At 57.6% G+C, this 12,764-nt stretch carries 11 protein-coding genes and 1 tRNA gene; 10 read left to right on the top strand and 2 right to left on the bottom strand.

Annotation, left to right across the window (positions count from 1 at the left end; all coding sequences use genetic code 11):
* The first annotated feature begins 36 nt into the window (after positions 1–36).
* The 9 genes from ybiB to O0882_RS04910 all read left to right on the top strand — a co-directional run bounded on the left by ybiB (position 37) and on the right by O0882_RS04910 (position 10,092).
* Positions 37–1,029: a DNA-binding protein YbiB gene (ybiB, locus tag O0882_RS04950; RefSeq protein WP_289945806.1), complete on the top strand. Its 993-nt coding sequence runs from the start codon at positions 37–39 to the stop codon at positions 1,027–1,029.
* A 56-nt stretch (positions 1,030–1,085) separates the two neighbouring features.
* Entirely contained in the window at positions 1,086–2,300 is a 1,215-nt protein-coding gene (locus O0882_RS04945; RefSeq protein ID WP_289945804.1) for an NAD(P)/FAD-dependent oxidoreductase, read from the top strand.
* Positions 2,301–2,450: 150 nt separating this feature from the next.
* Positions 2,451–3,056 carry an FxDxF family PEP-CTERM protein gene (locus tag O0882_RS04940; RefSeq protein WP_289945802.1) on the top strand — a complete coding sequence of 202 codons (606 nt, stop codon included), beginning with the start codon at positions 2,451–2,453 and terminating at the stop codon, positions 3,054–3,056.
* A gap of 155 nt (positions 3,057–3,211) precedes the next feature.
* Positions 3,212–3,424, top strand: a complete 213-nt coding sequence (rpsU, locus tag O0882_RS04935) for a 30S ribosomal protein S21 (RefSeq protein WP_008451879.1) — start codon at positions 3,212–3,214, stop codon at positions 3,422–3,424.
* A gap of 196 nt (positions 3,425–3,620) precedes the next feature.
* On the top strand, positions 3,621–4,073 hold the full coding sequence (locus tag O0882_RS04930) for a GatB/YqeY domain-containing protein (protein ID WP_058049818.1): 453 nt from the start codon (positions 3,621–3,623) through the stop codon (positions 4,071–4,073).
* A gap of 130 nt (positions 4,074–4,203) precedes the next feature.
* Complete coding sequence (gene dnaG / locus O0882_RS04925; protein WP_071075631.1) at positions 4,204–6,000, top strand: DNA primase; 1,797 nt, start codon at positions 4,204–4,206, stop codon at positions 5,998–6,000.
* Between the two features lie 464 nt (positions 6,001–6,464).
* Entirely contained in the window at positions 6,465–8,705 is a 2,241-nt protein-coding gene (rpoD, locus tag O0882_RS04920) for an RNA polymerase sigma factor RpoD (RefSeq protein ID WP_141170612.1), read from the top strand.
* Between the two features lie 111 nt (positions 8,706–8,816).
* Positions 8,817–8,895, top strand: a tRNA-Ile gene (locus O0882_RS04915).
* Between the two features lie 201 nt (positions 8,896–9,096).
* A complete protein-coding gene (locus O0882_RS04910; protein WP_289945800.1) occupies positions 9,097–10,092 on the top strand; it encodes an IS481 family transposase in 996 nt (331 codons plus the stop codon).
* A 198-nt stretch (positions 10,093–10,290) separates the two neighbouring features.
* Here the strand turns inward: O0882_RS04910 and O0882_RS04905 are convergent, their stop codons facing one another.
* Complete coding sequence (locus tag O0882_RS04905) at positions 10,291–11,592, bottom strand: MBL fold metallo-hydrolase (RefSeq protein WP_289945798.1); 1,302 nt, start codon at positions 11,590–11,592, stop codon at positions 10,291–10,293.
* Between the two features lie 333 nt (positions 11,593–11,925).
* On the opposite strand from O0882_RS04905, the gene O0882_RS04900 reads away from it, so the two are divergent.
* The gene (locus O0882_RS04900) at positions 11,926–12,261 is read left to right on the top strand and encodes an FKBP-type peptidyl-prolyl cis-trans isomerase (RefSeq protein ID WP_289945796.1); all 336 of its coding nucleotides are present in this window, start codon (positions 11,926–11,928) and stop codon (positions 12,259–12,261) included.
* A 16-nt stretch (positions 12,262–12,277) separates the two neighbouring features.
* Here O0882_RS04900 and O0882_RS04895 read toward each other — a convergent pair whose 3' ends face one another.
* Positions 12,278–12,754, bottom strand: a complete 477-nt coding sequence (locus O0882_RS04895) for a DUF2726 domain-containing protein (RefSeq protein WP_289945795.1) — start codon at positions 12,752–12,754, stop codon at positions 12,278–12,280.
* Positions 12,755–12,764: the final 10 nt, after the last annotated feature.

Raw genomic sequence — 12,764 nt, 5'->3', positions numbered from 1 at the left:
CTGTTGCATCGGCGCCAATCCGTGTAAGCTGGCGCCATGACGACTGTTTCCATCCCCCATACCGATGTGGCCGGTGAGCCATTCCCCGCTGCACGTTTCATCAAAGAAATAGGACGCGGCAAGAACGGCGCGCGCAGCATGACGCGCGATGACGCCCGCGCCCTGTACCGCGCCATGCTCGAGGGCCGCGTGTCGGACCTGGAACTGGGCGGCATTTTGTTGTCGATGCGCATCAAGGGTGAGTCGGTGGACGAGATCGCCGGTTTCCTCGACGCTGCCGAAGCCTCGTTCGTTCCCCTGGCCGCGCCGGCAGGTGAATTTGCGCCGATCATCATTCCCAGCTACAACGGCGCGCGCAAGATGGCCAATCTGACGGCCTTGCTGGCGCTGCTGCTGGCGCGCGCGGGCGCCCCCGTGCTCGTGCATGGCGTCACCAGCGACCCGGGCCGTATCACGACGGCCGAAGTGCTGGCCGCGCTGGGTGTGCCCGCTTCGGCGGACCATGCGCAAGCCGAGGCCGCCATGGCGCGCGGGCAAGTCGCCTTCCTGCCCATCGCCTCACTGGCGCCGCGCCTGGCACACATGCTGTCGCTGCGGCGCGTGCTGGGCGTGCGCAATTCCACGCATACCCTGGTGAAGATCATGCAGCCGTTCGCCGGGCCGGCCCTGCGCCTGGTGTCGTACACGCATCCCGAATACCTGGAAATGCTCGGCGAATATTTCCTGACCGCCTCTGAACCCGCGCGCGGCGACGCTTTCCTGATGCGCGGCACGGAGGGCGAGACGGTGGCCAACGCCAACAAGGCGCAGCAGATCGACTGGTTTCACGGCAGCGAACGCACGGTGCTGGTGGAAAAACAGTTGCTGGTGGACGAGTTGCCGCATTTGCCCGCCGAGCGCGATGCGGCCACCACGGCCGCCTGGATCGCCGCCGTGCTGCGCGGCGAGGTGCCCGTGCCGCCGTCGATCGCCGGGCAAGTGGAGCAATGCCTGATGACATCGCGGCAGATTGCTGCACGGCCGCGCTAGCCGCGTCGCCGCAGTTTACAATGGCGTCTTTGTAATCAGCGGTGACCGGAATTCTTATGGCAAAACAATTTGATGTGGCAGTGATCGGCGCGGGCGCGGCCGGCATGATGTGTGCGGCTGTTGCCGCCCAGCAAGGCAAGCGCGTGGTGTTGATCGATCACGCGGCCAAGCTGGCCGAAAAGATCCGCATCTCGGGTGGTGGACGGTGTAATTTCACCAATATTAACGCCACCCCGCAAAATTTCCTCTCGGAAAATCCGCATTTCTGCAAAAGCGCGCTGTCGCGCTACACGCCGCAGGATTTCCTCGCGCTGGTGAAAAAATACCGGATCGGCTACCACGAGAAGCACAAGGGCCAGCAATTCTGCAATGAATCGGCCGAGCAGATCATCGACATGCTCAAGGACGAGTGCGCCGCTGGCGGCGTGCACTGGCGCATGCCGTGCAAGATCGACAATGTTGTCCAGCAAGCTGATGGTGGCTTCGTGCTGCAGACCGATGGCGGCGATATCGAGACGGCCAGCATCGTCATCGCCACGGGCGGCTTGTCGATCCCGAAGATCGGCGCCACGGATTTTGCCTATCGCATCGCCAAGCAATTCGATCTGACGATGGTCGAGCCGCGTCCGGCCCTGGTGCCGCTGACGTTCGATGCGGACAGCTGGGCGCCGTTCGCGGAACTGTCCGGCATCGCCCTGGAAGTGGATGTGGAAACGGGCAGCCTGAAAGGCCGCAAGGCGACGGGTGCGCGTTTCCGCGAAGATTTGCTGTTTACCCATCGCGGCCTGTCCGGTCCGGCGATTTTGCAAATTTCCAGCTACTGGCTGCCGGGCGAGCCCATCGTCATCAACCTGTTGCCGGAAGTGGACGTGGCGCAGACCTTGATCGAAGGCAAGGGCACCTTGAAGAAGCAGTTGGGCAATATCGTCGCGCAATGGCTGCCACAGCGCCTGGCTGACTGCTTGCTTGCCGTCAACGGCCTGGCGCCGGATGCGCGCATCGCCGACATGCCCGACGCCCAGTTGCGCAAGCTGGGGCAGGCCATCAATGCCTGGTCCATCGTGCCGAACGGCTCCGAAGGCTACCGCAAGGCCGAAGTGACACGGGGCGGCATCGATACGCGCGAGTTGTCGCAGCAGACCATGATGGCCAACAAGGTGCCGGGCCTGTATTTCATCGGCGAAGCGGTCGACGTGACGGGCTGGCTGGGCGGCTACAACTTCCAGTGGGCCTGGGCCTCGGGCGTGGCGGCAGGAATTGCCTTACAGTAATACTTGGTTGTTGCGTGGCCGCAGTTTGTGACCGCAGGTGATAATTTTCTTGACTTCAATGAAACGGTGTTGAATACTTGGCATGTAAATTGACTTCCAGACATTTTCTGTGTCTGATGGCAATTAAATAAACATTACCCTGGAGTCACCATGAAACGCCTGATCGCCGCCGCCGCAGTTGCCTTGCTCAGCACCAGCGCCTTTGCCAGCACGCCCGTGCTGAGCAATGGCGGTTTTGAAAACAATACCGTCGGTGGGGGCTATCTCTATGGCGACGTGGCGCCGGGCTGGAGTTTCACCGGTGGCGCCGGCGTGTCGGCCAGCTACACGGCCTGGAATGGCGTGGCGAAGGAAGGCAACGCCTTTGCGTTCCTGCAAAACACGGCATCGGTCTCGCAAAGCTTCGTCAGCGCGGGCGCGGCCAATTACACCTTCGCCTTCAACCTGGCGCTGCGCCCTGGTTACGACCAGGGCCAGTCCGTGACGGTCAGCCTGGACGGCACGCAGCTGGGCCAGTATGGCGTGAGCAACACGGGCTGGACCAGCTTCAATGTGAATGCGCTCAATATCGGCGCAGGCAGCCATACCTTGAGCTTTGCCGGCACCAATCCGGGCAATGCCCGCGATACCTCGGCTTTCCTGGACGGCGTCAGCATGAATGTCAGCGCCGTGCCGGAACCCGGTACGTATGCCATGCTGCTGGCTGGCCTGGGTTTGCTGGGTTTCATGGCGCGCCGCCGCAAGATGGCCGTTTAAGCGATGCTGCCGTCCGGATGCGTGGTTTACGCCACAACCGGGCGGCAATCTCAGGCGACAAGCCGCACGCAAGTGGGGGCGGGGCTTCCCTTTCCGAATAAAAGCTGCTACTATCTATCTCTTCCTATACACCACCTCAACGGTTTGAATTTTACATGACCACTATTCGCCTTAAAGAAAACGAGCCGTTCGAAGTCGCAATGCGTCGCTTCAAACGCACCATCGAAAAAACGGGTCTGCTGACCGAATTGCGCGCACGCGAATTCTACGAAAAGCCAACAGCTGAGCGCAAGCGCAAGCTGGCAGCTGCTGTAAAGCGTCATTACAAACGCATCCGCAGCCAACAACTGCCGAAAAAATTATTCTAAGACTGTTCAGTCAGAACCAACCCGGGTAGTTCGGCGCATTGTTCGCCACGGGTTTTGTTTTGATTCGCCTGGAGTGATACTTCAGATGAGTCGCATACCCGCTCCGGTTCGCCGCAGCGGGTTTTCGCTTTTGTGGCCCGTACTTGTTTCTGGCCGCGCACGAGCACCGTTCCCATACTGACCAACGAGGATTGCCATGAGCTTGAAAGAACAAATTACCGAAGACATGAAAAACGCCATGCGCGCCAAGGAAGCGGGCAAGCTGGGCACGATTCGCCTGTTGCTGGCGGAAATCAAGCGCAAGGAAGTCGACGAGCGCATCGAATTGACGGATGCCCACGTGACGGCCATCGTGGAAAAGATGATCAAGCAGCGCAAGGATTCGATCACCCAGTTCGAAGCGGGTGGCCGTGCCGACCTGGCCGACATCGAAAAAGCCGAGCTGGTGCACCTGGCGGGCTACATGCCTGCCGGCCTGTCGGATGAAGAAGTGGCGGCTGAAGTGGCTGCCGCCGTGGCCGCCTCGGGCGCCGCCGGTCCGCAAGACATGGGCAAGGTCATGGCCATCGTCAAGCCGAAGCTGGCTGGTCGCGCCGACATGACGGTGGTGTCCGCCCTGGTCAAGAAAGCCCTGACGCCGGCAGCGTAAGCATACAATAGTAGTAACCGGCTGCCGGCCCATGCTGGCAGCCGCTCAAATCGCCCACACGTTGACCTGGCTCAACCTCAGGCCACGTGCGGTAGTATAGTCTGACCTATAACAAGACCCGCCCTAGCCAGTGATACCTCAATCCTTCATTTCCGATTTGCTCAACCGCGTCGATATCGTCGATGTCGTGGGCCGCTATGTGCAACTGAAAAAAGGTGGCGCCAATTTCATGGGCTTGTGCCCGTTTCACAGTGAAAAATCGCCCAGCTTTACCGTCAGCCCCACCAAGCAGTTCTACCACTGCTTCGGCTGTGGCGCGCATGGCACCTCGATCGGCTTCCTGATCGAATACTCGGGCATGGGCTTTGTCGACGCCGTCAAGGACCTGGCGCAGAACGTGGGCATGGTCGTGCCGGAAGCGGATGACAAGATCCCGCCGGCCCAGCGCGCGCAGATCCAGGCGCAAAGCATGGCCCTGTCCGACGCCATGACGCAGGCCTGCGATTACTACCGCGGTCAATTGCGCCACGCGCCGGAAGCCATCGCCTACCTGAAGAACCGGGGCTTGACGGGCGAAGTGGCCGCTCGCTTCGGTATGGGTTTTGCGCCCGGCGGCTGGGATAATTTACGTTCCGTCTTCCCCGATTACGACGTGACTGCCCTGGCCGAGGCCGGTCTCGTGATCGACAAGGTCGATGAAGAGGGCAATAACCGCAAGCGCTACGATCGTTTCCGCGAGCGCATCATGTTTCCGATTCGCAATACCAAAGGCCAGGTCATCGCCTTTGGCGGGCGCGTGCTCGACCATGGTGAACCGAAATACCTGAACTCGCCGGAAACCCCCTTGTTTTCCAAGGGTTTCGAACTATATGGGCTGTTCGAGGCGCGCCAGGCCATCCGCGATGCCGGCTATGTGCTGGTGACGGAGGGCTATATGGACGTGGTGGCGCTGGCGCAGATGGGTTTCCCGCAGGCAGTGGCAACGCTGGGCACGGCGTGCACGCCCACCCACGTGCAAAAGCTGCTGCGCCAGACCGATAACGTGATTTTCAGCTTCGACGGCGACAAGGCCGGCCGCCGCGCCGCCCGCCGCGCGCTGGAAGCGAGCCTGGCCCATGTGTCGGACAACAAGACCATCAAATTCCTGTTCTTGCCGTCCGAGCACGATCCCGACAGCTATATCCGCGAATTCGGTGCCGAAGGTTTTGAGCAGCAAGTGCATGAAGCCATGCCGTTGTCGCAATTCTTGCTGAAAGAAGTGTCGGGCGAGCATGATCTGTCGGAACCGGAAGGGCGTGCCCGCGTGCAGTTCGACGCCAAGCCCCTGCTGCAGCTGATGGCGCCGTCGTCCCTGCGCCTGCAGATCGTGCGTGGGCTGGCGCAGCTGACGCAGTCCACGCCGGCCGAGATCGAAGCCCTGTTCGAGCTGGCGAAACCCGTTGCCGTGGCGCGCCGCGCGCCGCCGAAATCGGGCCGCCCCGTGCCCGTGGGACTGGAATTGAAGATCATGCGCATGCTGGTGGCGCATCCGCCCCTGAGCCTGCGCATCGACGAAGCGGCTCTCACCGCTTTCCAGCACCTGGGGCCGGATGCGGCCCACAGCCTGGGGCAGCTGGTGGCCGTGGGTCAGGCGCTGGGTGAGCACGGCAGTTTTGCCGCGCTGGCGCAGCAATTGAAGGAGCTGGGCAGCGAATACGACGAGATCATCGGCGAGATCGCGGCCGGCACGGAATCCGATTACGACAGCGAATTGTCGTGGCTGGTGAGCACCATCCGCGAGATCAAATTGAATGCCTTGAAGGCGGAATTGCAGCAATTGTTTGCGTCGGGTTTGCCATCGGAGAAAATTGGTGTACGCTACCGCGAAATCACGCAGGAGCAAGGCGAGTTGGAGCGTGAGCGCGATGCCGAGTTGGTGAATCGCTAATCTTGCCCTGAGGGTATGGCGCGCACTGGAAAAACATTTTTCGCGTGCTATAATTAAATGCTAAGTATTGTGTGCTTTGGCAAGCTAGTTCTGTTTCGTAAATAGTATTTGTTTTCAGTAAGTTAGGCTCTTGATCGGCGCGGTGGATCGTGTCGGCAGCCAGGGCCAACTGGCGTTTTCGGCGTTGCGGGCAAGGCTCGCAGACGCTGGCAAGCCGCGCCAGGCTCTCGCTCCCAACGCGGTCGATGCAGGAATTTTTGCCGAGGCGGCTGGCAACAGCCGGTGGACAGGAATTGCTGCGCTTCCCGCGGATCGTGGCCGATGAGGTGTAAGTAACGTAACAGTGTCGGATTTGCGTAGTCGGCAGGTTCGAAGATGGTGGTTCCCGCAGGTAGACAGGGAACTGGCAGCAAACTTTATCCTAATCCACCGTAAAGCAAGTCGTTGTGTAATCGAAAGCGCCTGTGCCAATCAAGAAACCCGAATCCAAAGCGGCTGCAAAGCCCACCAAAGTTACCACGAAAGCCGAAAAGGCGCTCGACCGGCCAGAAGCGCGCGTGACCAGCGCGCCCGTGGTCAGCCAGACCACCGACGCCGCCACCCTGGCGGCCATCGATACGTCCGGTTATGTCTTGCCGTCGGTAAAAGTACCAGGCCGCCGCGGTCGCAAGCCAAAAGAATTCCAGCCAGAAAATGATGAAGTCGCCGCCCTGAACGCCGTCGAGCGGGCCGAACTGAAGGCCGTCGACAAGGCCAAGGCCAAGGACCGCAAGGCGAAGGAGCGCGCGCTGCTGAAAGACGCCTTCTCGTCCGACACGGAAGCGAGCGAGGAAGAACTCGAGCGCCGGCGCCAGAAACTCAAGACACTGATCAAATTCGGCAAGGAACGCGGTTTCCTGACCTACGCCGAAATCAACGATCACTTGCCTGAAAACATCGTCGACCCGGAAGCCATCGAAGGCATCATCGGTACCTTCAATGACATGGGCATCGCCGTCTACGAACACGCGCCCGATGCGGAAACGTTGTTGCTGTCCGATAACGTTGCCGTCGTCACCAGCGACGACGAGGCGGAAGCGGCGGCCGAGGCCGCATTGTCGACCGTCGATTCCGACTTTGGCCGCACCACCGACCCCGTGCGCATGTACATGCGCGAAATGGGCTCGGTCGAGCTGCTGACGCGCGAAGGCGAGATCGAGATTGCCAAGCGCATCGAAGATGGCTTGAAAGACATGATCCAGGCCATTTCGGCCTGTCCCGTGACGATTGCCGAAATCATCGCCGCCGCCGACCGCATCGCCAACGAAGAGATCAAGATCGACGAAATCGTCGACGGCCTCGTCGATGAAAGCGAACCGGTCGCCGCCGCTCCTGTCGTGGCCGCTCCCGTCGAAGAAGACGAGGAAGAAGGCGAAGCGGAAGAAGAGGAAGTCGAAGAAGAGGAAGAGGCGAACGCTTCCGGCGCGGCCGGCTTCTCCGCCGAGCAGCTGGAAACCCTGAAACGCACGGCGCTGGAAAAATTTGCCGTCATTTCGCAGCAGTTCGACAAGATGCGCCGCGCTTTCGAGAAAGAAGGCTACAACTCCAAGCCCTACGCCAAGGCGCAGGACGCCATTTCGCAAGAGTTGCTGGGCATCCGCTTCACGGCCAAGGTGGTGGAAAAGCTGTGCGACACCCTGCGCGGCCAGGTCGATGAAGTGCGCCATATCGAGAAGCAGATCCTCGACGTGGCCGTGAACCGCTGCGGCATGCCGCGCGCCCACTTCATCAAGGTCTTCCCCGGCAATGAAACCAACCTCGACTGGGTCGATGGCGAAGTCAACGCAGGGCACGCGTACAGCGCCATCCTGGGCCGCAACATTCCGACCGTCAAGGAACTGCAGCAGCGCCTGATCGACCTGCAGGCGCGGGTTGTGCTGCCGCTGCCGGACTTGCGCAACATCAACCGCCAGATGGCGGCCGGTGAAATGAAGGCGCGCAAGGCCAAGCGCGAAATGACGGAGGCCAACTTGCGCCTGGTGATTTCGATCGCCAAGAAATACACGAACCGCGGCCTGCAATTCCTCGATCTGATTCAGGAAGGCAATATCGGCTTGATGAAGGCCGTCGACAAGTTCGAGTACCGCCGCGGCTACAAGTTCTCGACCTATGCCACCTGGTGGATCCGCCAGGCCATCACGCGCTCGATCGCCGACCAGGCGCGCACGATCCGTATTCCCGTGCACATGATCGAGACGATCAACAAGATGAACCGGATCTCGCGTCAGATCCTGCAGGAAACGGGCGCGGAACCCGATCCGGCCACCCTGGCGATCAAGATGGAAATGCCCGAGGACAAGATCCGCAAGATCATGAAAATCGCCAAGGAACCGATCTCGATGGAAACGCCGATCGGCGACGACGACGACTCCCACCTGGGCGACTTCATCGAGGACAACAACACCCTGGCACCGGCAGACGCAGCGCTGCACGCGTCCATGCGGGGCGTGGTCAAGGACGTGCTCGATTCCCTGACGCCACGCGAAGCGAAAGTGCTGCGCATGCGTTTCGGCATCGAAATGTCCACCGACCACACCTTGGAAGAAGTAGGCAAGCAATTTGACGTGACGCGCGAGCGCATCCGCCAGATCGAAGCCAAGGCGCTGCGCAAGCTGCGCCACCCATCGCGCTCCGACAAGCTGAAAAGCTTCTTGGAAGGCAACTAGAAGCCAATAGGGCTTGACGTACGCCCCTGATACCCCTATCCTCGCGTGTCCGTTTCCAAAACGGCCGTGCGAGGCGGGCATCAACAGCGCCGCCACGCCGCAGTCCCCCTTGGGCCTCTAGCTCATGCTTGGTTAGAGCAGCGGACTCATAATCCGTTGGTGCCGTGTTCGACTCACGGGAGGCCCACCAGAATTTGCAGCAAAAAAAATCCCCAGCGGGTAACTGCCGGGGATTTTTTTATGCGTATGGCAGTCAGCGCAAGGATTTTTCATTCGGATTAGCTAGCTGTTTAGATATAGGTGATCATATTCCAACTCGCAGCCTGCCATTTTTCAGGGCCAGGTTGCTTTTGAGTACACTGTTGAATCCTGCCACCCAACTACCAGCGCCATGAGCCAAGCCCTTCACAGCCAAGCCCGCACCACTCATCTGATCCGTGACGAAATCCGCAAATCGACGCTCTCTCAACGGGAACTGGCTGAACGCTACAACGTCAGTCGTCTGACGATCCGCAAGTGGCAGAACCGCGACAGCGCCCAGGATCTTTCGCACCGGCCACGTACCATGCACACCACGCTCACGCCTGCGCAGGAATTGATCGTCGTGGAGCTGCGCACCACGCTGCTGCTGCCCACCGACGACCTGCTGGCGGTGGCCCGCGAGTTCGTCAATCCAGCGCTTTCGCGCGCCGCCCTGGGACGCTGCCTGCGTCGCCATGGTGTCTCCAGCCTGCTTGAACTGGCCGCCCGGGAAACCGATAAGCCCGTCACCAAAAAGTCGTTCAAGGACTACGAGCCAGGCTTTTTACATATGGATATCAAGTACTTGCCGCAGATGCCTGACGAAACCGCACGCCGTTACCTGTTCGTCGCCATCGACCGCGCCACGCGCTGGGTCTTCATGGAGATCTATGCCGACCAGTCCGACAGTAGTAGCACCGACTTCCTGATCAAGCTCAACAAAGCCTGTCCGATCGCCATCGTCAAGCTGCTCACCGACAATGGCAGCCAGTTCACCGACCGCTTTAGCAGCAGGAAAAAAGACCCGGAAACGGGCGACCGGATTCCCAGCGGCAAGCACGCGTTTGACATGCTATGCCAGCAACTGGCGATCGAACATCGCCTGATCCCGCCACGCCATCCGCAGACCAACGGTATGGTGGAACGCTTCAACGGCCGCATCAGCGAGGTCGTCAACCAGACCCGCTTCGCGTCCAGGGACGAGCTCGAATCAACACTGCGCAATTACCTGAAAATCTATAACCACAACATCCCACAGCGTGCTCTCAACAACGAAACGCCGATTCAGGCCATGAAGAAATGGCAGGCAAAAAAGCCAGAATTATTTGTTAAACGTGTTTATAACCAGGCGGGTCTTGACATTTAGGGTGCTAGTGGCTTTGTCTGAATGGCAGACTTGGATCCCTCTTCTCCTAATTAACAGCGGGGGGCTTGCAAACTTCGCAGGACGTGGCGTTGGAGTGCGTGTGCTGTGGTATTGGCAGGACACAGCAATATGGCGGCTATACAACGCTACATTGACTTGCGTCCTGCTATGCTTAAAGCGGCTGCTGAACTGGTTTGATTAGATGGCCAGGTAGTTCAGGAATGCTTGCGCTTTTCTGTTTAAGCTGTTTGGTACCCTGCGAGTATCGTACTGAGAGCCGACTTCAGCATTGTTCCAATGATAAACATTAGTCAATAAACCAAATAAATATCTTGGATCAATAATGATTTCACTATGTGGCGTTGGCAGTGCAGCGGACTTGTCAAAAAATGTTAAAAATTTAGGTTCATTTTTATTGGCGTTTATTACGGCAACTTGTTCGTTAGGCAGTCGTATGCAAAAATAATAGTTTTCATCGCATTCAGACTTGCTTACCGCGTTGCGACTTGCGGGAAAAAGCAGACGTTTCAGTGGAAGTTGTTCTATTTCTTCTTTTGCAATCAGACGTTCGTAATCCATTCGCATTGTTTGTATTTCTTGAATACGTTTTATTTTTTCACGCTCATCGTATTTTTCTTTCCTGATGCGGCTTGGATTGAGATTGTCCGTATCGATTTCACCGCCGTTATCGGCAAGCACAACAGCTTTTTCATCAAACTCCAGGACTTCAACGGGATCGGCAACACCTCTGAAATCATTCAGACCAACAAGTTTTCCGCCCAAAATATATTTTCCGGCAAATGGAATGTTGACTTTGGCGTTTATTGTTTTTACGAGAGTTTTGTATCGCTCAAAAAAAGCCAGTTTTTTATTGTTGGCTTCAGCCAAAAGCTTATCGTTTGACGTGTCAAAGTAGGTTTGGGGATAGGGGCCTGCACCTGTATAGCCGCAAAGCAAAATATCAACTTCATTGGCTACGGATTTCAACTGGCTGCGCATTTCCTCGTCAAAAATAATATCATTGGCATTTACCACGCAATGTTTTTTGTCGTTGGTCGCCTGATATTTAACGATTATCGCTGAATCAATGTCAGAAATACTTCCTGTTTTCTGAGGAATGATTTCTACGGTGGTTTTACCTATTGTCAGTTTTTCCGTCAATATTGTCGGCTCTATCCCATCTGCTCGCATTTTTCCTGCGAGATGATTTGGTAGGTGATTTGCTATCAATACCTTTTTTACGCCATATTTTTCGAAATATTTTTTCAAAAAATCACTGTCGTAGTGGTCAGGATGTATATGCGATACGTAGATGAAATCTACATCGCCAATACTTTCAAGCGGATTTTCGATCTTTGGGAAGTGAAACCAGCTTCCATCGTAAATGCCTTCTGTAAACCAGGGATCGTGAAGAATGGATAAGTCAGGTGTTGTTGTTATTACGCAGGCTGAATAAATGTATCGAACGCTGATTGCTTCTTTGCTTACTGCTTTTTCCATTGATGTACTCACTTATGCTAATGTGTAGGCGGTCATTTTACGTGCGACACTTGCTTGTAACAAGCAAAACAGGCGAGGGTAAAAAGTTTTTTTGTTGTAAGGCTTCTTTGCTTACACACTTACTCACACACCTCTGGCAACTGCTTGTTAAGCCACGTAAACATCGGCTACTGTTTGGATATTTTTTCTCCCGATCCGTTGGTACCGTGTTCGACTCACGAGATACCCATCAGAATTTGGCAGTAATAGAAAAAGGCCCCTGCGGGTAACTGCCTGCGCTTTTTCGCGCTGTCGTACAATCGCGGCATTGCGATTGATGATGGATGAAACGAGATGACGGCTGAAGTGAAAATTGACGATATCGTGGTCGGTGATGGTAAGGCGGCGGCGCGTGGCGCGCTGATCACGGCGCATTACCGGGGCTGGCTGGAGGATGGCACGGAATTCGACTCGTCGCACAAGCGGGGCGAGCCTTTTCGCTGCGTGCTGAGCAATAATAAGGTGATCCAGGGCTGGATTCTGGGTTTGCACGGCATGCAGGTCGGTGGCACGCGCAAGCTGTGGGTGCCGGCGCATCTGGCGTATGGCGAGCGGCAGGTGGGTTTGATACCGCCGCATTCCAATTTGATCTTCGAGATTGAGTTGCTGGAAGTGCTGACGCGCGATTGATGTCAGGATGGTGTCATCAGGCAGATACGACGCCGGCCTTTTTCAGCAGCAGTTGCTCGATGTCGGCGCGCAGCGCCTGTTGGGAGGGGAAGTTGGCATAGCGCAAGGTGTCATAGCCGGCTAGCCTGAGCATGGCGTCGCGCTCCTTGTCTTCGCGTTCGCGTCCGGCGTGGCTGCTGTCGTCGAGTTCGATGACGGCGATGACGTGCAGTTGCTGGCTGCACAGGACAAAATCGGCCACCTTGCGGTCGAAACGGTTTCTGTTTTCCCTCCCTTTTGCCGTCACCAGCGCGGAAAATGCCACTTGCGCCAGCACTGTGCATTCCGGCAAGGCCGTCTGCAGCAGGTGGTACATCTGCTGCTCGCGTGCCGTCATCACGGGTTTTCTGTGCAGCCCCATCGGCGCACGTGACCTCGCCGTCTGGCGCTTGACCCGCATGACGTAAAGCAGGATGAGCGCCACGATGATGATCAGGAACGTGAAGTTCGGCATGGATTCGCTT

This window comes from Janthinobacterium sp. SUN073, from assembly GCF_030397665.1.
Lineage (GTDB): Bacteria > Pseudomonadota > Gammaproteobacteria > Burkholderiales > Burkholderiaceae_D > Janthinobacterium.
This window is presented reverse-complemented; position numbering and strand designations above follow the sequence as displayed.

Excerpts from the sequence above, each read along its gene's own strand:
- ybiB (WP_289945806.1), top strand. The coding sequence starts at position 37 with ATGACGACTGTTTCCATCCCCCATACCGATGTGGCCGGTGAGCCATTC.
- O0882_RS04945 (WP_289945804.1), top strand. The coding sequence starts at position 1,086 with ATGGCAAAACAATTTGATGTGGCAGTGATCGGCGCGGGCGCGGCCGGC.
- O0882_RS04940 (WP_289945802.1), top strand. The coding sequence starts at position 2,451 with ATGAAACGCCTGATCGCCGCCGCCGCAGTTGCCTTGCTCAGCACCAGC.
- rpsU (WP_008451879.1), top strand. The coding sequence starts at position 3,212 with ATGACCACTATTCGCCTTAAAGAAAACGAGCCGTTCGAAGTCGCAATG.
- O0882_RS04930 (WP_058049818.1), top strand. The coding sequence starts at position 3,621 with ATGAGCTTGAAAGAACAAATTACCGAAGACATGAAAAACGCCATGCGC.
- O0882_RS04910 (WP_289945800.1), top strand. The coding sequence starts at position 9,097 with ATGAGCCAAGCCCTTCACAGCCAAGCCCGCACCACTCATCTGATCCGT.
- O0882_RS04905 (WP_289945798.1), bottom strand. The coding sequence starts at position 11,592 with ATGGAAAAAGCAGTAAGCAAAGAAGCAATCAGCGTTCGATACATTTAT.
- O0882_RS04900 (WP_289945796.1), top strand. The coding sequence starts at position 11,926 with ATGACGGCTGAAGTGAAAATTGACGATATCGTGGTCGGTGATGGTAAG.
- O0882_RS04895 (WP_289945795.1), bottom strand. The coding sequence starts at position 12,754 with ATGCCGAACTTCACGTTCCTGATCATCATCGTGGCGCTCATCCTGCTT.